General features: G+C 62.3%; 22 protein-coding genes and 1 tRNA gene. 9 read left to right on the plus strand and 14 right to left on the minus strand.

The window, feature by feature from the left end; all coding sequences use genetic code 11:
- Positions 1-38: 38 nt before the first annotated feature.
- From B7O88_RS00070 to B7O88_RS00085, 4 genes are all read right to left on the minus strand, one after another.
- A tRNA-Gln gene (locus tag B7O88_RS00070) sits at positions 39-113 on the minus strand.
- Positions 114-142: 29 nt separating this feature from the next.
- Positions 143-994 carry a 4-(cytidine 5'-diphospho)-2-C-methyl-D-erythritol kinase gene (ispE, locus tag B7O88_RS00075; protein WP_088273145.1) on the minus strand — a complete coding sequence of 284 codons (852 nt, stop codon included), beginning with the start codon at positions 992-994 and terminating at the stop codon, positions 143-145.
- Positions 991-1,608 (minus strand): lipoprotein insertase outer membrane protein LolB, encoded by a 618-nt coding sequence (gene lolB, locus B7O88_RS00080; protein ID WP_088273146.1) that lies wholly within the window; start codon positions 1,606-1,608, stop codon positions 991-993. The genes ispE and lolB overlap by 4 nt, the downstream gene beginning before the upstream one ends.
- A 3-nt stretch (positions 1,609-1,611) precedes the next feature.
- Positions 1,612-3,339 carry a tetratricopeptide repeat protein gene (locus B7O88_RS00085; RefSeq protein ID WP_160003116.1) on the minus strand — a complete coding sequence of 576 codons (1,728 nt, stop codon included), beginning with the start codon at positions 3,337-3,339 and terminating at the stop codon, positions 1,612-1,614.
- A gap of 237 nt (positions 3,340-3,576) precedes the next feature.
- Between B7O88_RS00085 and hemA the strand changes: the two genes are divergently transcribed.
- From hemA to B7O88_RS00115, 6 genes are all read left to right on the plus strand, one after another.
- The gene (hemA, locus tag B7O88_RS00090) at positions 3,577-4,872 is read left to right on the plus strand and encodes a glutamyl-tRNA reductase (RefSeq protein ID WP_088273148.1); all 1,296 of its coding nucleotides are present in this window, start codon (positions 3,577-3,579) and stop codon (positions 4,870-4,872) included.
- A complete protein-coding gene (prfA, locus tag B7O88_RS00095; RefSeq protein WP_088273149.1) occupies positions 4,869-5,954 on the plus strand; it encodes a peptide chain release factor 1 in 1,086 nt (361 codons plus the stop codon). The genes hemA and prfA overlap by 4 nt, the downstream gene beginning before the upstream one ends.
- Positions 5,951-6,784 (plus strand): peptide chain release factor N(5)-glutamine methyltransferase, encoded by an 834-nt coding sequence (gene prmC / locus B7O88_RS00100; protein WP_088273150.1) that lies wholly within the window; start codon positions 5,951-5,953, stop codon positions 6,782-6,784. Before prfA ends, prmC begins: the two co-directional genes overlap by 4 nt.
- Complete coding sequence (gene moeB, locus B7O88_RS00105; RefSeq protein ID WP_088273151.1) at positions 6,777-7,526, plus strand: molybdopterin-synthase adenylyltransferase MoeB; 750 nt, start codon at positions 6,777-6,779, stop codon at positions 7,524-7,526. The genes prmC and moeB overlap by 8 nt, the downstream gene beginning before the upstream one ends.
- A complete protein-coding gene (gene murI, locus B7O88_RS00110; RefSeq protein ID WP_088273152.1) occupies positions 7,523-8,308 on the plus strand; it encodes a glutamate racemase in 786 nt (261 codons plus the stop codon). Before moeB ends, murI begins: the two co-directional genes overlap by 4 nt.
- 75 nt (positions 8,309-8,383) lie before the next feature.
- Positions 8,384-8,908 (plus strand): acyloxyacyl hydrolase, encoded by a 525-nt coding sequence (locus B7O88_RS00115; RefSeq protein ID WP_088273153.1) that lies wholly within the window; start codon positions 8,384-8,386, stop codon positions 8,906-8,908.
- A gap of 9 nt (positions 8,909-8,917) precedes the next feature.
- Here the strand turns inward: B7O88_RS00115 and B7O88_RS00120 are convergent, their stop codons facing one another.
- The 9 genes from B7O88_RS00120 to B7O88_RS00160 all read right to left on the minus strand — a co-directional run bounded on the left by B7O88_RS00120 (position 8,918) and on the right by B7O88_RS00160 (position 17,542).
- Positions 8,918-9,457 carry a DUF2878 domain-containing protein gene (locus B7O88_RS00120; RefSeq protein ID WP_088273154.1) on the minus strand — a complete coding sequence of 180 codons (540 nt, stop codon included), beginning with the start codon at positions 9,455-9,457 and terminating at the stop codon, positions 8,918-8,920.
- A gap of 1 nt (position 9,458) precedes the next feature.
- Positions 9,459-10,739, minus strand: coding sequence for an SAM-dependent methyltransferase (locus B7O88_RS00125; protein ID WP_088273155.1), 1,281 nt, complete (start codon positions 10,737-10,739; stop codon positions 9,459-9,461).
- Entirely contained in the window at positions 10,720-11,532 is an 813-nt protein-coding gene (locus B7O88_RS00130) for a DUF1365 domain-containing protein (RefSeq protein ID WP_088273890.1), read from the minus strand. The genes B7O88_RS00125 and B7O88_RS00130 overlap by 20 nt, the downstream gene beginning before the upstream one ends.
- 5 nt (positions 11,533-11,537) lie before the next feature.
- On the minus strand, positions 11,538-12,785 hold the full coding sequence (locus B7O88_RS00135) for an NAD(P)/FAD-dependent oxidoreductase (RefSeq protein ID WP_088273156.1): 1,248 nt from the start codon (positions 12,783-12,785) through the stop codon (positions 11,538-11,540).
- Positions 12,785-13,561 carry an SDR family NAD(P)-dependent oxidoreductase gene (locus tag B7O88_RS00140; RefSeq protein WP_088273157.1) on the minus strand — a complete coding sequence of 259 codons (777 nt, stop codon included), beginning with the start codon at positions 13,559-13,561 and terminating at the stop codon, positions 12,785-12,787. Before B7O88_RS00140 ends, B7O88_RS00135 begins: the two co-directional genes overlap by 1 nt.
- The gene (locus B7O88_RS00145; protein ID WP_088273158.1) at positions 13,558-13,989 is read right to left on the minus strand and encodes a nuclear transport factor 2 family protein; all 432 of its coding nucleotides are present in this window, start codon (positions 13,987-13,989) and stop codon (positions 13,558-13,560) included. Before B7O88_RS00145 ends, B7O88_RS00140 begins: the two co-directional genes overlap by 4 nt.
- Complete coding sequence (phrB, locus tag B7O88_RS00150) at positions 13,986-15,407, minus strand: deoxyribodipyrimidine photo-lyase (RefSeq protein ID WP_088273891.1); 1,422 nt, start codon at positions 15,405-15,407, stop codon at positions 13,986-13,988. Before phrB ends, B7O88_RS00145 begins: the two co-directional genes overlap by 4 nt.
- A gap of 63 nt (positions 15,408-15,470) precedes the next feature.
- Complete coding sequence (locus tag B7O88_RS00155; RefSeq protein ID WP_088273159.1) at positions 15,471-16,436, minus strand: YbgA family protein; 966 nt, start codon at positions 16,434-16,436, stop codon at positions 15,471-15,473.
- A gap of 119 nt (positions 16,437-16,555) precedes the next feature.
- The gene (locus B7O88_RS00160; protein WP_088273160.1) at positions 16,556-17,542 is read right to left on the minus strand and encodes an NAD(P)/FAD-dependent oxidoreductase; all 987 of its coding nucleotides are present in this window, start codon (positions 17,540-17,542) and stop codon (positions 16,556-16,558) included.
- A gap of 196 nt (positions 17,543-17,738) precedes the next feature.
- Here B7O88_RS00160 and B7O88_RS00165 point away from each other — a divergent pair, with 196 nt between their 5' ends.
- Positions 17,739-18,632, plus strand: coding sequence for a TIGR01777 family oxidoreductase (locus B7O88_RS00165; RefSeq protein WP_088273161.1), 894 nt, complete (start codon positions 17,739-17,741; stop codon positions 18,630-18,632).
- Positions 18,633-18,674: 42 nt separating this feature from the next.
- On the plus strand, positions 18,675-19,697 hold the full coding sequence (hemH, locus tag B7O88_RS00170; RefSeq protein WP_088273162.1) for a ferrochelatase: 1,023 nt from the start codon (positions 18,675-18,677) through the stop codon (positions 19,695-19,697).
- 37 nt (positions 19,698-19,734) lie between these two features.
- On the opposite strand, the gene B7O88_RS00175 is transcribed toward hemH, so the two are convergent.
- The gene (locus tag B7O88_RS00175) at positions 19,735-20,367 is read right to left on the minus strand and encodes a LysE family translocator (protein ID WP_088273163.1); all 633 of its coding nucleotides are present in this window, start codon (positions 20,365-20,367) and stop codon (positions 19,735-19,737) included.
- Between the two features lie 63 nt (positions 20,368-20,430).
- Here B7O88_RS00175 and B7O88_RS00180 point away from each other — a divergent pair, with 63 nt between their 5' ends.
- On the plus strand, positions 20,431-21,396 hold the full coding sequence (locus tag B7O88_RS00180) for a 2-hydroxyacid dehydrogenase (protein ID WP_088273164.1): 966 nt from the start codon (positions 20,431-20,433) through the stop codon (positions 21,394-21,396).
- Positions 21,397-21,514: the final 118 nt, after the last annotated feature.

Here is a 21,514-nt window from a genome sequence, read left to right on the forward strand (position 1 = left end):
TGAACAATTCTGTAGTTGATTGCTGCCGGAGAGAAAAATGGCAGGGGCGGCTGGATTCGAACCAACGCATGGCAGGATCAAAACCTGCTGCCTTACCGCTTGGCGACGCCCCTGTATCTGTCCGGATGCACGGCTGCATCCGTCATGCTTGCTTTTGCAGTTCGCGGTGTAACGGAGAAACGTTACAACCTCTTGCTACAAAACTTCGCAGTGTGGCTGGCAACCGGGCGCGAACTTTATCAGCTTCGCGTTCGTTTGGGAAGGCCCCAAACAAGCAACTGCCAGTCCCGGTCATCTTAGCCTCACAATATTTGTTTAGCAAGATCAACGTGTTACGAATTTCAGTGTAACGCGTTGTAACGACCGGCAGACAGTCATTCCGACCACCGCCTGCGACGAAGGCCGCTAATGTAATGGGCGATGAGTTTCGCGTCAACCTCTCATCGGAAAAAATTTCAGCGGTGCTGACAGGGCAGTCCGGCGCCACTACCAGGAACCAGGGCTCTTCCAGTTCTACCGGGGTCAATTGCTCGCCCACTCCTTCGGCCCAGGCGGCATGCCCTCGGACAAAGACGGGGACGTCAGCGCCCAAACGGATACCCAGCTCGGCCAGTTGGTCGATGCTCAAGCCGGTTTGCCACAGGTGGTTGAGGCCAAGCAGGGTGGTAGCCGCGTCTGAACTGCCGCCACCGATACCGCCACCCATGGGCAGAACCTTGTCCAGTTTGATGTCAGCACCCAGCGGTGTACCGCTAGCCTCTTTCAGCAGGCGCGCGGCGCGGACGATCAAGTTATCCTCCGCATCCACGCCCGGCAGGTTACTCAGCAAGGCAATTTTGCCGTCGCTGCGGCTGCTGAAATGCAGGGTGTCGCCGTAGTCGAGAAACTGAAACAGGGTTTGCAGTGTGTGGTAGCCGTCGTCGCGCTGGCCGGTAACATGCAGGAACAGATTCAGTTTGGCCGGTGCGGGCAGGCTGAGTGTCGCGGTGTTCATTCGGTGATGCCGGGTTTCCAGTCGGTGATGACCAGCGTCAGCAGCAGATCGTGACCTGATATCTGCAGACGTTGGGGAAGTTCCAGTCCGTCAACTTGCTGGTAACGGCTGTATTCGACTGTCCAGCCGCTCTGGCTGAGACGGCCCAGCCGGCTTTGGCTGTCCAGCTGCAGGCGGCTGGCTGAATCGGGTGCGGGCAGGCCGCGCACCCACCAGAGCAACTGGTCGACCGGCAAGTGCCAGCCTATCTGTTCGGCGACCAGGTCTTCAGCCGAACTGGCGGAGACGGTCGGCCGGCCGGCTACCTCCAGCGTGGTGCTGTTGCGGTCGCCCTGAATGCGGGTAGCTCCGCGCCCCAGAGGGCCTGACAGGCGGATATCGTAGTAGGTTTGGCGCTGCAGCCAGAACAGCGTGCCGCTGCCCGACTCTTGCGGGCTGCGGATGCCGATCTTGCCTTGCAGGATCCAGCGGTCCAACGGCTCCAGTTGTGCTCGGTGGGTTTTCCAGGCGTTCTGGTCGCCGCCAAACTCGATGGTTTCGCGTTGATGCAGGCTGCCGCAGGCGGCCAGGGTTAACAGCAGGCAGAACAAAAGAGGCAGGCGCAGCACGGACATGTCTTATTCGGCTTCCAGGCGTTCGCGGGTTTCAGGAATGAGTGGGCTTTGCGGGTCCAGCTTGAGGGCTTCTCGCCAGATCCTGCGTGCTTGGCGTTCTTTGCCTTGGCGCCAGAGCACTTCGCCCAGGTGCGCCGCTACCTCCTGGTCAGGGAAGGCGTCGTAGGCTTCACGCAGCAGCGTCTCGGCCAGCTCCAGATTGCCCAGGCGGTAGTGAACCCAGCCCAGACTATCCTTGATTGCCGGGTCGTCCGGTGCCAGTTCGGCAGCGCGGGTGATCAGCGACAGGGCACGATCCAGCTCGATATTGTGGTCGGCGAGCGTATAGCCCAGGGCGTTGAGCGCCATCGCGTTGTTCGGTTCCTGTTCGATGATGCTGCCAAGGTCCTCTTGCAGGCCGCGCAGGTTGCCCAACTGCTCGTGCAGCATGGCGCGACTATAGAGCAGGCCGCTGTCCTGCGGGTAGGCCTGCAGGGCTGCGTTAACCTGTGCCATTGCCAGCTCGGGATGGTCCGGCATCAAGGCTTCTATTTCTATCTGGAACAGTGTCATACCGTGTTGCGGATGCTGGTCCCTGTCCTGCTGAAATTGCGCCTGCAGTGCCTTTATGCGGTTTTGCTCAAGCAGCAGGCGAGCGATTTGCACACGGGATGTCAGCAGTTCATTGCCACTGTCGATGCTTTGCCAGGTGAGCAGTGCATCATCCGTGCGGCCAGCCGCCAGATAGGCATTACCCAGGTGATAGCGCGCGGTATTGTTGCCGGGTGCAAGCTGAAGCGTGTGCTGCAGGTGAATGACGGCGTCTTGCGCCTGCTCTAGTTCCAACTCGATCAGGCCGAGTGATAACTGCAGGTCGGCGTCGTCCGGGTTGTCGGCAGCAAGCTTCATATACTGCACGCGGGCATCCCTGAAATTACCTTTGCTGACAAGCAGTCGAGCCAGCATCAGGCGCAATCGAACCTCGTCGGGAAAGCGCTCGAGGCTGTCGTACAGCAAGGCCTCTGCCCGATCCGGGTCCTGCTCGGCGAGTAGTCGGCTGTGCAGCAGGATGATTGGTGGTACCTCATTACCTCGCGGTTGTTCCTCCAGCAGTTGCAGGGCGTCTTCGGGGCGGTCGGCCTGCTGCAGAAGCAGGGCACGGGCAAATACCAGTTGCGCGTTGTCCGGGTGACGTTCCTGCATTTGGCGGAGGCTGGTCAGCAGGGCGTTGCGGGTCTGGGGGTCGGTTTGGGCGGCCGCCAGCGCGAGAAAATCAAAATGGGTTTCGCCATGCAGGTCCAGCGCGCGCTGCATCATGTCCATGGCCTGTTCATGTCGGCCAGCACGGGCCAGGTGAATGGCGGCCGAGCGCAGGGCTTCCGGATCCTGCGGGGCGATCTCGACCCAGAGCTGGGTCATTTCGTTGGCGGCCTGCTCATTGCTCAGAAACTCTGCAACGCGGACGGCGCGCTCGGTAACCCCGGGATCACGGGTGCTGCGAGCCTGTTTCAGATAGTTGTCGAGTGCGATATCGAAGCGGTTGCGCTGGCCTGCGATTTCGGCGGTCAGCAGATCAAACAGAGTGTCCTGGCGGAACTGGCCGTAGACCGTCGGCTCCGGCTGGCTTGCCGTCTCCGGCTTTTGGGGCGTGCTGTCGGCAGGCGTGCCGGCCTGATCCAGTGTGCTGCAGCCACCGAGCAGCAGGCCTGCGAACAGCAGTGCTGGCAAGGACGGAATGAGTGTAGCCTTCATATCGGATCTCGTGCGAAACGGTGGGCCGATCCGGGCGGAGGACGGCGTCCGGCGCGGCATTGGGGAATCATGACACAGGCGTGGGGACAAACCCAGTGGGCGCCATGAAAGGTGGCTGTGCGGCATCCTGACGCTGAGCGTCGAGTAACCGTTCGCCATGCCGTGATTGATTGGCTTGACTTAACATAGGACAATCGCACGTTTGGCAGCAGCTCCGTTCTCGCAATACGAGGCATCATGGGTTTTATCGCACTGGGCATCAATCATCGGACCGCAGGGGTTGAAGTACGCGAGCGCGTGTCCTTCTCACCCGAGCAATTGCCCGATGCACTGCAGCGTCTGCGTGCCGAGGCCGGTGCTGACGAGGTTGCCATTCTTTCTACCTGCAATCGCACCGAGCTTTACTGTGCTCAGGAGCAGCTCGACGCGGATCGTCTGGTCGAATGGGTCGCCCGCTTTCATGGTATGACCGCGGAAGAGCTGCGCCGTTCCAGCTACCTGCATCAGGATGCCGGTGCGGTTAACCATATGATGCGGGTAGCCGCCGGGCTTGACTCCATGGTACTGGGCGAGCCGCAGATTCTCGGCCAGATGAAGGATGCCTGGCAGGCCGCGCGTACTGCCGGCACGCTTGGCCCGTATCTGGATCGCTTGTTCCAGAGCACCTTCAACATGGCCAAACAGGTGCGAACGGACACCGCAATTGGCGAGAATCCGGTGTCGGTGGCCTTTGCCGCAGTCAGTCTTGCCCGTCAGATCTTTGCCGACCTGCGCCGCAGCACCGCGCTGTTGATCGGTGCTGGCGAGACCATCGCGCTGGTTGCCCGTCACCTGTTTGAACAGGGCGTTGGCCGGATTATCGTTGCCAACCGAACTCTGCAGCGGGCTGAACTGCTGAGTGAGCCGCTGGGCGGCCAGGCCATCGTGCTGACCCAGATTCCCGATATTCTCGCCGAATGTGATGTGGTGATCAGCTCAACCGCCAGCCCGCTGCCGATCCTCGGCAAAGGCGCGGTCGAGCGGGCGCTCAAGCAGCGTCGGCACAAACCCATGTTCATGGTCGATATTGCTGTGCCGCGCGACATCGAACCGGAAGTTGGCAGTTTGGCCGACGTGTACCTCTATACCGTCGACGACCTGCACGAGGTGATCGAAGAGAACATGCGCTCGCGTCAGGGCGCAGCCGAGGCCGCCGAACGGCTGATCGAGCTGGGCACCGGCGAGTTCATGCAGCGTCTGCGGGCGCTGGCGGCGGTGGATGTGGTGCGCAGCTACCGGCAGAAGGCGGAGCAGGCGCGCGATCAGGAGCTGCACAAAGCGCTGGCCAAGTTGCAGCGCGGTGCCGATCCCGAGCAGGTGATGACCGAAATGGCTCGCCTGCTGACCAACAAGCTGCTGCACGAACCCAGTGTGCAGCTCAAGCAGATGACAGCGCAGGGGCGGATCGAAGCGCTGGCGCTGGCGCAGGAACTCTTTGCCCTGGGTGACAGCGCCCCGGGCAACCGCAATACCACGGTACAAGGCGACTCATGAAAGCATCCCTGTTGAATCGGCTGGACTCCCTTGGTGAACGCTTCGAGGAGCTGTCTGCGCTGCTCAGCGACGCCGAGGTCATCAGCGATCAGACCCGCTTCCGGGCTTACTCCAAGGAGTACGCCGAACTCGAGGGTACGGTCAAATGCTACGAGCAGTGGCGTCGGGTGCAGGGTGATATCGAAGAGGCGCGCAGCCTGTTGAAAGACAGTGATCCTGACTTACGCGCCATGGCCGAAGAAGATCTGCAGAGCAGCTCCGCCCAGTTGGCCGAGCTGGAGGAAGAGCTCAATCGCCTGCTGTTGCCGAAGGACCCTAACGACGATCGCAACGTATTCCTCGAAATTCGCGCTGGAACCGGTGGCGACGAGGCGGCGATTTTCTCCGGTGACCTGTTTCGCATGTACAGCCGTTACGCCGAGCGTCAGGGCTGGCGGGTAGAGGTGCTGTCGGAAAACCCCGGTGAGCACGGTGGCTACAAGGAGGTGATCGCCCGGGTCGAAGGCCAGTCGGTCTACGCCAAACTCAAGTTCGAGTCCGGTGCGCATCGCGTGCAACGTGTGCCGGAAACCGAATCCCAGGGCCGGATTCATACCTCTGCCTGTACCGTTGCCATCCTGCCGGAGATGGATGAGCAAGCCGCAATCGAGATCAACCCGGCGGATCTACGGGTCGATACCTACCGCGCCTCGGGTGCCGGCGGGCAGCACGTCAACAAGACCGATTCGGCCATCCGCCTGACCCACTTGCCGACCGGCATCGTGGTCGAGTGTCAGGATGAGCGTTCGCAGCACAAGAACCGCGCCCGCGCCATGAGCCTGCTGCAGGCCAAACTGGTCAACCAGCAGCGCGAAGCGCAGGAAAAGGAGCTGTCCGACACCCGCCGTTCGCTGGTCGGCTCCGGGGACCGCTCCGAGCGGATTCGCACCTACAACTTCCCCCAGGGCCGGGTGACCGACCATCGCATCAATCTGACGCTGTACAGCCTTGACGAGGTGATTGCCGGCAACCTCGACAACGTCATCGAGCCGCTGCTGCGCGAATATCAGGCCGACCAACTGGCGGCGCTGGAGACGGCATGACGCCGACCCTGGCCGAGGTGCTGGCCAGCGCCGAACTGCCAGACTCGGACACCGCTCGGCTGGATGCCGAGCTGCTGCTCTGCCATGCCATCGGCAAGCCCCGTACCTATCTGCGCACCTGGCCTGAACGCCGACCCGATGCCGAGCAACTGCGCCGCTTCGAACAGCTGCTGAGCCAGCGTCGCAGCGGTGTGCCGATTGCCTATCTGCTCGGTGAACAGGGCTTCTGGAGTCTGCAGTTGGAGGTCAGCAACCGCACCCTGATTCCGCGCCCGGACACCGAACGGCTGGTTGAGGTTGCGCTGGAACTAGGGCCGCAGGGTCATGCCGAGGTTCTGGATCTCGGCACCGGCACCGGTGCGATCGCGCTGGCGCTGGCGGTCGAGCGCCCTGACTGGCAAGTGACCGGGGTGGACCGGGTCGCCGAGGCCGTCGCGCTGGCCCGGCGCAACGCCGAGCGTCTGCAGATCGGTAATGCCTGTTTTGAACAGAGTGACTGGTTCACTGCACTGGCGGGCCGGTGCTTTGATCTGATTGTCTCCAACCCGCCTTACATTGCTGCCGATGATCCTCATCTGCAGCAGGGCGATGTGCGTTTTGAGCCGGACAGTGCGCTGGTCAGCGGTGCCGACGGGCTGGATGATATTCGCACGTTGGTGCAGCTCGCGCCGGCGCATCTGCAGGCCACTGGCTGGTTGCTGTTTGAGCACGGCTGGCAGCAGGCTGATGCGGTCGCGCAGTTGCTGCGCGACAGAGGGTTTGAACAGGTTCAAAGCTGGCGCGATCTTGGCGGTCAGCAACGGGTAACCGGAGGACAATGGCGTGGATGATCAGCAACTGCTGCGTTACAGCCGGCAGATTCTGCTGCCGCAGATCGATATTGGCGGTCAGCAGCGGCTGCTCGACAGCCGGGTGCTGATTGTCGGCGTTGGCGGGCTGGGCTCGCCGGTTGCGCTGTATCTGGCGGCTGCCGGCGTTGGTGAGCTGGTGCTGGCAGACCTGGATCAGGTTGATCTGAGCAACCTGCAGCGGCAGATTATTCATCACGCGGCCGACATCGGTCGTGACAAGGTTGCGTCGGCAGCAGAGCGCGTCGCCGCGATCAATCCGCAGGTGCATTGCCGCACGCTGCCGGTCGCGCTGGCTGATGATGCATTGCTGGCCGCAGTGGCCGACGTCGATCTGGTGCTTGACTGCTCCGACAACTTCGCCACGCGCCACGCGGTCAATGCTGCCTGTGTCAGGCTCGGCAAGCCGCTGGTGTCGGGCGCGGCGATTCGGCTGGAAGGCCAGCTCAGTGTGTTTGATCCGCGCCGTGACGACAGCCCCTGCTATCAGTGCCTGTACGGTGATGGCGACGAGCAGGCGCTCAGCTGCAGCGAAGCCGGTGTAGTCGGTCCGCTGGTTGGCCTGGTCGGTAGCCTGCAGGCGCTGGAGGCGCTCAAGCTGCTGGCCGGGTTTGGCAAGCCGCTGGTTGGACGCCTGTTGCTGATTGATGCCCTCGACAGTCGCTTCCGAGAGCTGCGTGTGCGCCGGGACCCGGGTTGCAGTTGCTGCGGAGCGGCTGCATGAGTGCGCCCATTGGTGTGTTCGACTCCGGTGTGGGCGGGCTGTCGGTATTGCACGAAATTCGCCGTCTGATGCCTTGCGAGAATCTGCTGTATGTCGCCGACAGTGGCTACGTGCCCTATGGTGAAAAGCCGCCGGAGATGATTCGCGAGCGGAGCCTGCGGATTGCCGAGTTTCTGATCGGACAGGGTGCCCGTGCTCTGGTGCTGGCTTGCAATACGGCCACCGCCGCTGCGGTCAACGAATTACGCAGCACTTTCGACATGCCGATCATAGGCATGGAGCCTGCGGTCAAGCCGGCAGCAGCGGCTACCCGCAACGGCAAGGTCGGCGTGCTGGCGACCACCGGTACATTGCAGAGCGCCAAGTTCGCGGCCTTGCTGGACCGCTTTGCCCGCGATGTACAGGTGTTGACTCAGCCCTGCCCGGGGCTTGTCGAGTGCGTCGAGCGGGGCGAGCTCCAGGGGCCTGAGGTACGCGCGCTGCTGAAACGCTATGTCGATCCCCTGCTGCAGGCCGGGTGCGACACTCTGATCCTCGGTTGTACCCATTATCCCTTTCTCAAACCGGTGTTGCGGGAGTGTCTGCCGGCGGGCGTGCAACTGGTCGATACCGGCGAGGCGGTAGCGCGTCAGCTGCAGGCCAGACTCAACGAAAGCGGCCGCCAGGCCTCTGATGGTACAGGCAATGTACGCTTCTGGAGCAGTGGTGATCCACAGCTGATGGCAGCAGTGCTGCCGGTGTTGTGGGGCAGCGCCGGTGCCGTGTCCAAGCTGCCGGTTTGAGGCGTGGTGGCGAACTATCAGCTATAAATCTGTCTATCAGACGGTACGTGTTGACGACATAAGGAAGAAAACGCCATGAGACGTTCAGGTTTGATCATCGGTACCGTATTTGCGGCCATGACCCTCAGCCCTTCAGTGTTTGCGCTGGATGGCATCACCGTAGAAGGCGGTGACAGCAGTGAGTCGACCAATGTGTGGCGCGTGGGAGTGCAGTTCGATTTCGGGCGCACCCTGTGGCAGAGCGATGGCGGCGGCGCGGTGCTGACCGGTTTCTGGGATGCCGGCTACACCCACTGGAGTGGTCTGGATGCCGAAACCATCAGTCTGACTCCGGTATTCACGCTGAATTTCCCCGGTAACAGCGCGGTGACGCCGTTTATTGAGGGCGGCATCGGGCCTGCGGTCTTTACCGAGACCAATCTGGCTGATCGCCGAGATCTGGGTTCAAAGTTCCAGTTCGAAGACCGTATTGGTGCCGGCCTGCGCTTTGCATCCGGTGCCGAGCTGGGCGTGCGCTGGTATCACTACTCCAACGCGGGTATCAAACAGCCCAATTCGGGCATCAATAAATCGGCGGTGTATTTCCGCTACCCGCTGTAGGTCTGCGGCTCAGGCGCCGGAGCGGCGTCTGGCCAGCTGCTGTACGCGATATTGTTCCCGGTACAGATGGGCAAAGCCGTGCAGCAGTGGCATGACCAGCGCCCAGATGGCGGCCAGCAGCAGTGCGCTGTTGCGCTCCCCCAATGGCAGGCCGACGCCCGCCAGCTCTGCACCGGCTACGTAGCTCAGCGGACCGCCTATGGCACCCAGCAGGGCGGCTCGCCAGATCGGGCGGGCGGTCCAGCCCAGGCTGTGATTGAGCGTTGTGGCCAGCATCGCCCAGAGCATGACCAGCCAGAGCGGCGCCAGCAGCTCCTGGCCGACAAAGGTGAATACCCCCAGCTGCAGCAGGAAGGAGTCGAGCGCAGCCCCTGCCAGCATCACTGATACCACCAGTTTGCCTTCGGCTGCCCAGCTGCTCACCCAGAAAAAGTGGATCAGCAATGCGACCGCCGGCACTGTCAGCCAGTAGCTGTTGCCGCCCAGTACGCAGGCAAGCCAGCTGAGCTGGAACAGCACGGCGTTGGCGATCAGGCGGCGGTCAGGCATGTCAGGCTCCTATGACGCAGGTGCTCTCGGCGGGGCGGGCGTCGGGCTTGGCGAGCAGAATCTGCGCTGTGCCGATACCGCGCTCGCGGAAGCCACCCTCGCAGTAGCAGAGGTAGAACTCCCAGAGCCGGAAAAAGACGTCATCATACCCGAGTTGTGCCAGCTCTCCACGGTAGCGCTGCAGGTTATGGTGCCAGTGGCGCAGGGTACGGGCGTAGTGCAGGCCAATGTCCTCCAGATGCAGCATTGCCAGGTCGGTGTGGCGGCGGGTCAGTTCCCCGATCAGGCTCACTGACGGCAGCGAACCGCCCGGGAAGATATAACGCTGGATAAAGTCGACGCTGCGACGTGCCTGCTCGTAGCGCTGGTCGCGCATGGTGATGGCTTGCAGCAGCATCAGTCCATCGGGTTTGAGCAACGCGGCGCAGGCCTTGAAGTAGGTGGCAAAGTATTCGTGACCGACCGCCTCGATCATCTCGATCGAAACGAGTTTGTCGTACTGACCCTCCAGCTCGCGGTAGTCCTTGAGCAGCAGGGTAATGCGGTCCTGCAGGCCGGCATCGCGGATATGCTGCTCGGTATGGTTGAACTGCTCCTGCGACAGCGTAGTGGTCGTTACCCGGCAGCCATAGTGCTGGGCGGCGTAGATTGCCATGCTGCCCCAACCGGTGCCGATTTCCAGCAGGTGATCGTCTGGGCTCAGCTCCAGCTTGCGGCAGATCCGATCCAGCTTGTTGAGTTGGGCCTGGTGCAGATCGTCGCTGTCCGGCGGGAAGATTGCCGCCGAGTACATCATGCTGTCGTCCAGCAGACGCGAGAACAGCTCGTTGCCCAGATCGTAGTGGGCGCTGATGTTGCGGCGTGATCCCTTGAGGCTGTTGCGGTTAAGGCGGTGCAGCCACTTCAGGGCAGGTTGTCCAAGCCGGGCCAGCCCGGTCTCCATGGCATCCAGGACGTCCAGGTTGCGGACAAACAGACGGGTCACGGCGGTCAGGTCGGGGCTGCTCCAGTAGCCGTTGAAGTAGGCTTCACCGGCACCTACGCTGCCGTTGCAGGCGATTTGGGTCCAGGCGGCCGGGTCATGCAGACGAATTTCTGCGTGCAGCCCGTCACTGTCAGGTAGGCCAAAGTTGAGTTCCTCATCATCGGTCTGCAGCCGCAATGTGCCGCGCTTGATGGCCTGCAGCTGGCGCAGCACTGCCTGACGGCAGAGGCGTTGCAGCCAGCCGCTGCGCTCGCGGTAGTCGCTGTTGCAGGTTAGTTCAGATCTGCTCGGTTTCATGTCGGGACTCCTTGACGGGGCGCAATGGGTGCGCTGCGACCGATTGGCTGGTGGGCGAATGGTCAAACAGCGGAATACGTTTGATCAGCAGGCGCAGGGCCTGCCAGTAGATGCCGGTCAGGGTACGCAGCACCATAAACGGAAACGAAAGGGCCTCGCGGCGCAGCAGGGCAGTGCTCAGCGGCTTGCGTTGCAGGCTGAGGGTGGCATCGAACAGGCGCTGATCGCCCTGCTGGTGGGCAATCTGCACCTGCACCCGCTCGCCGGGCCGGTTGAAGCGCATGTGATAGTCGGCCTGCAGCGGCAGAAACGGCGATACGTGGAAGCGTTTGTGCAGGGTAAATTGCTGCTGCTGTTGGCTCGGATCGGCTTCCAGGACGTAACAGAAGTGTTCGCCCCAGGGCGTGTTGGTCACTTCGCAGATGATGGCGCGCAGTGCGCCCTGTTGGTCGTAGCAATAGAAGAACGAGGCGGGATTGAACAGCATGCCGAAGCTGCGAACCTGGGTCAGCAGTTGCACGGCACCGTTGAGCTCCAGTTGCAGGTGATCCCTGATCAGACGCTGGGCACAGGCTTTCAGGGATTCTCCCGGCTGGCGTTCGGCGCGCAGGTAGTCGCTTTCACGAAAACGCATGGGTGACCACCAGCGGCCCGACCAGAGCTGGCTGAGGCCGAATACCTGCTGCTGCTCGTCGAGATCAAGCAACAGCAGGCTGCTGCGATAACGGAATTGATGCGCGCGCGGCTGATGCCGTCGATGCTGGAGCAACCCGCTGTACAGAGCACTTTGCAGTGCCATCAGAGTACCTCGCCAAAGTGCGACGCCACGCGCAGTGCGCTGACGACGCCATCCTCGTGAAAACCGTTGGCCCACCAGGCGCCACAGAAGAATGTGTGCTGCTTGCCCAGCAGCGTCTGCCACTGCTTTTGCGCCGCGCTGGCGGCCACGCTGAACTGCGGGTGCGCGTAGGTAAAGCGGCCGAGTATCTGTGCAGGGTCAATCTGATCGGTCTGGTTAAGGCTGACGCAGAAGGTGCGCGAGGCATCAAGACCCTGCAGGATATTCATATTGTAGGTCAGCGCTGCAGGTTGCTCCGGGTCGCCGCCAAGTCGATAGTTCCAGCTGGCCCAGGCCAGCCTGCGGCTGGGCAGCAGGCGGGTGTCGGTGTGCAGCACGACGTCGTTGTCGGCATAGCGAATGTCGCCGAGAATCGCCTGCTCCTCGGGGCTGGGTTGCTCCAGCAACTTCAGGGCCTGATCGCTGTGGCAGGCCAGTACAATCCGGTCGAAGCGTTCCTCTCCCTGGCGGCTGAGCACGGTAACGCCTGTCTCGTCACGGCGAATGCGCTGCACCGGGCAATCAAGCCGAATGTTGTCGGCAAAGGGCTTGCTCAGAGCCGGGATGTAGCTGCGTGAGCCGCCCTTGATAACCCGCCATTGCGGGCGATCATTCACCGACAGCAGGCCGTGGTTGTGAAAGAAACGGATGAAGAAGGCGAGTGGGAAACTCAGCATCTCCTTCAGCGACATCGACCAGATCGCCGAGCCCATGGGCACGATGTAATGGTCAATGAAGCGTTGGCTGTAGCGCTGCTGCTGCAGGTAGTCGCCGAGCGTCATCTGGCCATGCAGGCCGCCTGCCTCGAGGTCCGCGATGGCTTCACGGTTGAAGCGCAGGATATCCATCAGCATGCGCAGAAAACCGGGTGACAGCAGGTTGCTGCGCTGGGCGAACAGGGTGTTGAGATTGTTGCCGTTGTATTCCAGGCCGCTGCGCGGATCGCAGACGGAGAAGCTCATTTCCGTCGGCTGGGACTCAACACCAAGCTGTTCAAGCAGGCGGATGAAGTTGGGATAGGTCCAATCGTTGAAGACGATGAACCCGGTATCGATGGCGTGACGCTGCTGGTCGATTTCGACATCGACGGTGTGGGTATGGCCGCCGATCCAGTCGCCGGCCTCAAACACCGTGACTTCGTGACGCCGGGACAGCAGATAGGCCGATACCAGGCCGGCAATACCGCTGCCGACAATTGCAATGCGCATTAGTTGGTCTCCTGATGTTGTGAGGCTGCTCCGGTCTTGCGTTTGGTCAGCGCAACGCGCAGCCAGCCTGGCAGCGCTGCCACCAGACGAAGAATGGCAATAAATGGACCGGGGAAGCGGATTTCGCGTTTGCCCCGTTCCAGCCCGATCAGGATGCGCTGGGCGGCCCGGGCGCTGGTCAGTTGCATGGGCATCGGGAAATCGTTGTTGGCTGTCATGGGCGTCTCGACGAATCCGGGGCTGACCAGGGTGGTGGCGATCCCTTCGTCGACCAGATCGAGCTCCAGCGATTGCATCAGGTAGCGCAGAGCGGCCTTGGACGCACCATAGGCTTCGGCGCGGGGCAGCGGCAGATAGGTGACGCTGCTGCCAACCGCAACCAGACGTGGCTGGGTTCCACGGCGCAGCAGGGGCAGGGCGGCTTCGATGCAGTTGGCGGTCGCCAGCACGTTAACCTGCATGACCCGCTCGACCAGGCTGGCGGAAAACGCGGGCAGCTCCATGTATTCACAGGCCCCCGCATTGAGAATGGCCCAGTCCAGAGCGCCCCAGGCCGCGTCGATCTGTTCTGCGATTTCTCCAATCGCATCGCGGTCGGTCAGGTCGGCCGTGATGACCAGTATTTGTCCCGGGTAACGGGCTGCCAGTTCGAGCAAGGGTTCACGTCGGCGTGCGGTCAAGGCCAGACGGTGGCCCTCGGCCGCCAGCAGTTCCGCCAGTGCCAGGCCGATACCGCTGGACGCGCCGGTGAGCCAGATTCTGCGTTGCAGGTTCATGTCATTCGCCTCTTCAGCCATCGGATCAGCGTGCCAAGCACCGGCACATGCTCGTACAGCAGGGCGCCGGCGTCGTAGTGGTCGATATGTCGGTAGGCCTTGCCCTCGCGAAACCAGACCTGGCTGACGCCGGGTACCTGGATGGGACGGCCGCCGGCCAGCCTGGGGTGGCGATAGGTCATGGTCCAGCACAGCAGCGCCTGCTCGTCGTCGATCGGGCTCAGCTGGGTGAAATCGAAGTGCAGGGCGCTGACGTTTTCATAGAGATTGGCGCAGTAGCCATGCAAGGCAGCGAGCCCGAAGACGTCGTGGATCGGGTCGCTGAAGTGGACCTCCGAGTGGTAAATCTGCTCCAGAATATCCAGGTTGTCGCGGTCGATGGCGGCGAACCGTTGGGCAAAATTGGCGATCAGGCTGCGGTCAATCATGCCGTCTCTCCTGCATTACGGAAGGCGTCGATTGCGCGCTGGCGGCTGCTGCGCAGGTCCACAATCGGACGCGGATAGGCGGTGGCAGAAAACAGGTCAGCGGCGGGCGGCAGGTGTATCTGGCTGGCTGGCAGGTGCGCCAGCTCCGGGACCCATTCACGGATGAAACTGCCATCGGGATCGAACTTCTCGGACTGGCTGACCGGATTGAACACTCTGAAGTAGGGGGCCGCGTCGGTGCCGGTCGATGCGCTCCACTGCCAGCCGCCGTTGTTGGCGGCGAGGTCGCCGTCGATCAGGTGCTGCATGAACCAGCGCTCGCCTTCGCGCCAGTCGATCAGCAGATTCTTGGTCAGGAACATGGCGCTGACCATGCGCAGTCGGTTGTGCATCCAGCCGGTGGCAAGCAACTGGCGCATGGCCGCATCGACCAGCGGAATACCGGTTCGGCCTTCCTTCCAGGCGGCCAGGCCCTGCGGATCGTCGCGCCAGGCGACGTTTTCGGTCTCCGGCTTGAACGCGCGGTGGCGCGAAACGTGCGGATAGCACACCAGAATATGTTTGTAGAACTCACGCCAGAGCAGTTCGTTGATCCAGCTCACGGCACCACTGCTGCCTGTGTCGAACTCGCCTCCGTTGGCCTGCAGCGCTGCGTGCAGGCACTGACGGGGCGACAGTACGCCAGCGGCCAGATAGGGCGACAACCGGCTGGTGGCGTCCAGATCAGGACGGTTGCGATCTTCTGCGTAGTCGTCGATGAGCTGATTGCAGAATAGCTGCAGGCGCTCTGCTGCAGCCCGCTCGCCAGCCGGCCAGCGTTGCTGCAGCGCGGGTTCGGCAGGAGCAAAGTCGCCGAAGTGCTCGGGTATCGACGTACTCTGCAGTGTCAGCGGCACCTGCTCGGCGGGTGCCGGTAGCAGGCTGGGCAGTTGCTGGTGCAGTCGGGTGTAGGCCTGACGACGGAACTGGCTGTAGACCTTGTACATGCCGCCACTTTGAGTGGTCAGACTGCCCGGCGCGAACAGCAGTTGGTCGGTATGGCGCTGACAGGTCAGGCCGGCAGCGGCAAAGGCCTCGCTGACGGCGTCGTCACGCTGTTGTTCGTGAACACCATACTCATCATTGAAGTGCAGGGCGCCGGCACCGGTCTTGCGGGCCAGCTCCAGCAGCAGTGTCGGGCAGTCGCTCCAGGCGTCGGCGTGCAGAATCTGCAGCGGGATATGCCGTTGTGACAGCTCAGCGGCCAGCGCCTGCAGGTTGCGGCGCCAGAAGTCGACCTTGACTGGCGCGTCGTCATGGGCGCGCCAGTCGTTGGCGGTGACGATAAAAACCGCCACCACCGGTCCGCTCTGGCTGGCATGCCAGAGCGCCTGGTTGTCGGTAATGCGCAAGTCGGCGCGGAGCCAGCACAGTTGCAGGTTGTTGCTCAAATCACTCTCCTGTCGGTCGGGTCGGACTTCCGCCCCGCTTTGCTGGTTTTACTAAATGGCGTTGCGCAGGCTCAGCTCAGGTGGGTGCGGCTGCAGATAGGCCTGTTGCAGCAGATAGGGGTCCGGGTGACGCAGCAAATGGTGTTGCAGCAGGGTCATGGGTACCACCAGCGGCACCACGCCGTTGCGATAACGCACAATCAGTTGCTGCAGCTCGGCTTTTTCCGGCGGGTTGAGCACCCGCTTGAAGTGGCCGGCAACGTGCTGCAGCACGTTGCTGTGGCCGCGACGGCTGGCCGGGCGACGCAGCGCCGTCATCAATTCGCTGAAGTATGCTGTTGCAGTCTGTTCCAATTGCTCGCCCTTCCCCGGGTTGGCCAGCAGTTGACCCATGCGCTTGTAGCCGGGTGCCTGGTGGGCCATCAGCAGGTATTTGTGTTTGGCGTGAAAAGCCAGCAGGTTGCTGGCGCTAAGGCCGTCGCGAAGCAACTGTTGCCAGTCAGCGTAGACGATTACACGGTTGACGAAGTTCTCGCGCAGTACCGGGTCTTGGAGGCGGCCTTCCTCTTCCACCGGGAGCAGCGGGTTGTGCTGCATGAGGCGAGCGGTGAAAACGCCCTGGCCGGTCGCTGATGCGGGGTGGCCGTTTTCTTCATAAACCTTGACGCGTTCCATGCCGCAGCTAGGGGATTTCTGCATGACGATAAAGCCGCACAGCTCATTGCTGCCCGCGTGAACTTCGTCGGCGTAGTGTTGCAGTGCCTCGGTAACATCCATGTCACGGTTAACCGTGCCAACGGCACGGGGAGCCGTGGGGTCGCCGACCAGCCGGATAGGCTTGCGCGGTGTGCCCAGACCTATGGCCACTTCCGGGCAAACCGGTCGCAGATCAAAGAGGGCGCCCAGTTGATCAGTGCACAGACGTGAATGCTTGTGGCCGGCGTTGAAGCGGACGGGATCGCCAATCAGACATTGGCTGATACCGACTGGGATGCGTGCACTGGATGTGGGTTGCATGGCTGCTCTCCTGTACAACAATTTTCTGTTTGTACAAGGATAAGCCCGATTCAAGTATTTTTGTACAAGTTTATTGACCGTCCGTCAGTGGATTCTGCTGACGAACGGTCTGCCACTGATCAGTGGTGGCCCAATACCGCTTGAGCTGCATGGCGACCGCTCAGCCACGCACCCTCCAACCGTCCTGCCAGACACCAGTCGCCGCAGGCATAAAGCCCGAGATCGGGTGCCGCCAGCGCGCCCCAGTCGCAGTCCTCGGCGGGCCGCGCGTATAGCCAGCGGTGGGCCTGCAGCAGTTGCGCAGGGGGCAACGGCGTCTGCAAAGCTTCGCCCAGTGCGTGCAGCAACAGGCCGGCAACCTCGGCCGGAGGCGTATCGAGATGCTGCTGCGCCCATTGCGGCGTGGACTGCAATACCCAGTTACAGTTTTCGGCGCGTCCAGGCTTACTGTGGTTGGCGCAAATCCAGTCGAGCGGGCCGGTGCGCACAAAGGCGGCATCCACATCGATGTTCAGCGGTTGGTCGAAGCCGATTGAGACTGCCCAGCCCGGTTCCATGGCCATCTGTTCGGCGGCGCGGGCCAGCTGCGGTGCGGCGGCCAGCAGCGGCGCGGCCTGCGGTGCCGGGGTTGCGACTATGACCCGGTCGAACGGCCCGTATTGGCCCTCTTCGCTGTCAATCAGCATCCAGCTCTGATCGTGCTGCTCTAGCCTGGTAATGCGCACCGAACCGTGCAGCGTCAGGTTGCCCAGCAACCCGCGGCTGAGGGCGGTCATCCGCGGGCTGCCAACATAGCGGTCCTGCTCGTCGTCAGAGGGGTGGATACCCTGTTCATCGATGCGACACAGGCGGGGTTGCCAGCGCGCTACCCATCCCTTTTCGTGCCAGGACTCAACCTCGGCGCGGAATGCATGGTGGCGTGCGGTGAAATACTGGGTGCCGATGTCGAACTCGCCATGATCGGTTCGCTTGCTGGTCATGCGGCCGCCGGTACCGCGGCTTTTGTCGAACAGCTCAACGGTGATACCGGCTTCGTCGAGTGCACGGGCGGCACTGATACCGGCCATGCCGGCGCCGATTATGGCTACGCTGGTAGGTAGGGACATACTGGATCCTGGTTTGGGGTTCGTGATCGATGATAGGCAAACTTGTGCAAAAGGCTATACAAGTTTTTTCATTTGTATAGCATTGTGGGCCGTTCGAGGATAGCGTGTGTCATGCTGTTTTCGTCGATAGTACCCCTGCCGTGCGGATGTCCGTGCCGGGGTACCAACTGAGCCGGGTGCGGCGGGGAGGTCGAAGATGAAGGTATTGCTGACTGGAGCGACAGGGCTGATCGGTCGCCGGTTGTGCCGCCAGTTGCTTGAGGCTGGCCACGAACTGGTGGTGTGGAGCCGGCGTCCGGCCCAGGTCCCGGCCTTGTGCGGCGAGGCGGTGCGTGGCATCGCGAGCCTGGATCAGCTGGACCAGGAGGCGCTGGATGCGGTGATCAATCTGGCCGGCGCACCCGTTGCCGACCGGCCCTGGACCCAGGCGCGCAAGGCCTTGCTCTGGGAAAGCCGGGTGTCTCTGACTGAGGAGCTGGTGCGCTGGCTGGGCGCGCGGAGCCAGCGGCCGCAGGTGCTGGTCAGTGCATCGGCCATTGGCTGGTATGGCGATGGCGCAGATCAATTGCTGACGGAAGCCAGTGCGCCGCAGGTAGAATATACCCACACGTTGTGTGATGCATGGGAGCAGGCTGCCAAGCGCGCGGGCTCATACGGTATTCGTGTGTGTGTGCTGCGCATTGGTCTTGTCGTTGCACCGGATGGCGGGTTTTTGCAGCGCATGCGCTTGCCTTTCAGCCTGGGACTGGGTGGTCGGCTTGGTTCGGGGGAGCAGTACATGTCCTGGATTCACCATCAGGATATCGAGGCGATGCTGCAGTGGCTGATGGAATCGCCGGACTGCCGCGGCGTCTATAACGGCACTGCGCCCAACCCGGTGAGTAACCTGGAGTTCACCAAAACGCTGGGTAAGGTGCTCGGGCGGCCGACCATTCTGCCCGTGCCGGGAGTGGCGCTGAAGCTGGTGCTGGGGGAAATGTCACGGCTGTTGCTGACTGGTCAGCGCGTGGTGCCGGCGCGAGCGCAGGAAGCCGGGTTCTGTTTTAGGTTCCGTCATCTGGAGACCGCTCTGGCGGATGTCCTGCAGTGAGCGGAGTGTCCCTTCTTTGTTTTTCTCTGCTGGAGTGAATTGATGTCTGATCGTGGGGTACTGCTGGTTAACCTGGGCTCGCCGAGCAGCACCCAGGTCGCCGATGTGAAGCGTTATCTGAACCAGTTTCTGATGGATCCCTATGTCGTTGACCTGCCCTGGCCGCTGCGGCGCCTGTTGGTCAGCCTGATTCTGGCTACCCGGCCCAAGGCATCTGCGCACGCCTATGCCTCCATCTGGTGGGATGAGGGTTCACCGCTGGTGGTCATCAGTCGTCGGGTGCAGCAGGCACTGCAGCAGCGGCTCGACATGCCGGTCGAACTGGCGATGCGCTATGGTGAGCCCTCGATCGAGCAGGGGCTGCTGGCGCTGGCACAGCGGCCAGGCGTGCGCGAGGTGCTGTTCATGCCGCAGTATCCGCAACATGCCGACAGCACCATCACCACTTCGGTTGAAGAGGCCAAGCGGGTGATCGCCAAACACGGGCTGGACCTCAAGCTCAACGTGGTGCCGGCATTCTATAACCGGCCGGAGTACATCGCCGCGCTGGCGCAGTCGGTGCAGCCTTATTTGGCAGAGGGATTTGATCATCTGTTGCTCAGCTACCACGGCCTGCCGGAGCGGCACTTGCGCAAGGCTGACCCGACCGGCTCCCATTGTCTGGCCAGCGGCGATTGTTGCGAACGGGCGTCTGCAGCCACGGCAACCTGCTATCGGGCCCACTGCAGCCATGTCAGCCGGGAACTGGCGGCTGCCTTGGGGCTGGAATCGGCGCAGTGGTCACAGGCCTTCCAGTCCAGACTGGGGCGTGACAAGTGGATTGAGCCCTACACTGAAGCGCGTATTGACGAGTTGGCCGCACAGGGCGTCAAGCGCCTGCTGGTGGCCTGTCCGGCCTTTGTTGCCGACTGCATCGAAACCCTGGAGGAGATCGGTGACCGCGCCCGTGAGCAGTTTATTGCAGCGGGTGGCGAGGAGCTGGTACTGATCCCCTGTCTCAACGATCAGCCGCAGTGGATCGACGTGCTGGCCGACTGGGCGCGTGAGACGCCTGCGCTGGCCTGAGCTGGCGGTGGCCCCAGTCTGGCAGTGGCGAGGCGCGCTAGTCGCGCTTCAGCCACTGTGACAGGGCCAGATGCAGTCCAAGCCCGATCAGCACACCTCCCATCAGCCGGTCAAACCAGTGGCCCAACCGATTGAAGGTACGGCGTACGACCTCTCGACTGAACAGCATGGCGACCAGACAGAACCAGGCGCCGGTCGCGAACGCCAGATAAACCCCGTAGCCCGCCTGCACCAGCAACGGCGTGTCGTGGCTGATGACTGCCGTGAACAGGGACAGGAAGAACAGGGTGGCCTTGGGGTTCAAGCCGTTGGTAATGAAGCCCTGGACGAATGCCTGTCGTGCCGATAAACGGCTGGTCTCGGACAATGCGCTGTCCGCCGTAGCCGGCTTGGCCTGCAGGGCGCGAAAGCCGATATAGAGCAGGTACGCCGCCGCCAGCAGCTTCATCAGATTGAACAGCCACACCGACTGCGACACAATCAGGCCAATGCCCAACAGCGAATAGGCTACGTGCACAAAGATGCCGAGACCAATGCCTGTTGCCGTATACAGGCCAATGCGGTGGCCTGCGCTGACGCTGTTGCGGATGACGACGGCAAAGTCAGGGCCTGGGCTGATCACCGCCAGCAGGTGGACCAGCGCCACCAGCAGAAACTCATTCAGGTACATGGGCGTTCTCCTTGGAGCGTTGAGTTTACCCGTCCAACGCGCCAGCAGACAGGTACAGTCAAGATGCAACACGAACTCTCTACAGTCTTTCTCGACCGCGCCACGCTGGATCTGGGCGATCTTGACCTGACAGCACTGGAGCAAGCCTGCGCATCCTTCACCAGCTACCCCCGGACCAGCCCGCAGCAGACGGCCGAACGGCTTGCGGGGAGGCAGGTCGTCATTACCAACAAGGTGGTGATTGACCGGGCAATGATGCAGGCCAACCCGCAGCTGAAGCTGATCCTGATCGCCGCAACCGGCACCAATAATGTCGACCTGCAGGCGGCGCGGGAGCTGGGTATCGTGGTCTGCAATTGCCAGGCTTACGGCACGCCGGCGGTAGCGCAGCACACATTGATGCTGATGCTGGTGCTGATCACCCGATTCGAGTCCTACCGTCAGGCGGTGCGTGACGGTGCGTGGCAGCGCAGCCAGCAGTTTTGCCTGCTGGATTACCCGATCGGCGAGCTGGCAGGGCGAACGCTGGGCATTCTGGGTTATGGCGAACTGGGGCAGGCGGTAGGTCGTCTGGCCGAGGCGTTTGGCATGAACGTGCTGGTTGGCTCCTTGCCCGGCCGCGAGCGCAGCGGACGTTCTGCAATCACCGATTTGCTGCCGCAGATCGATGTGCTGAGCCTGCATTGTCCGCTGACCGAGCAAACCCGCGATCTGATAGGTGAAGCTGAACTTGCCCTGATGAAGCCCGGCAGCCTGCTGATCAACACCGGACGCGGAGGCCTGGTAAACGAGAAGGCGCTTGCCGCCGCCTTGCGCGATGGCCAGCTGGCTGGCGCCGCCTGCGATGTCCTGACGGTTGAGCCGCCGGTAAACGGAAACCCGTTGCTGGATAACAGCATACCGAATCTGGTCGTCACCCCGCACAGCGCCTGGGGCAGTCGGGAGGCCCGTCAACGTATCGTCGGGCAGCTGGAAGCCAATCTGCACAGCTTTGTTTCCGGTCGGCCACAACGTCAGGTCAATCCCTGACGGGATGTTATAGCGATCACACCAGACGGGCCTGGCTCACCCATAGGGGTGAGGTTGTTGCGGGTTGATCATCCTAGGATGGGGCCGTCAACGGATGACGTTCGCCGCGTAGCTGCAG

Source organism: Halopseudomonas aestusnigri (assembly GCF_002197985.1).
Lineage (GTDB): Bacteria > Pseudomonadota > Gammaproteobacteria > Pseudomonadales > Pseudomonadaceae > Halopseudomonas > Halopseudomonas aestusnigri.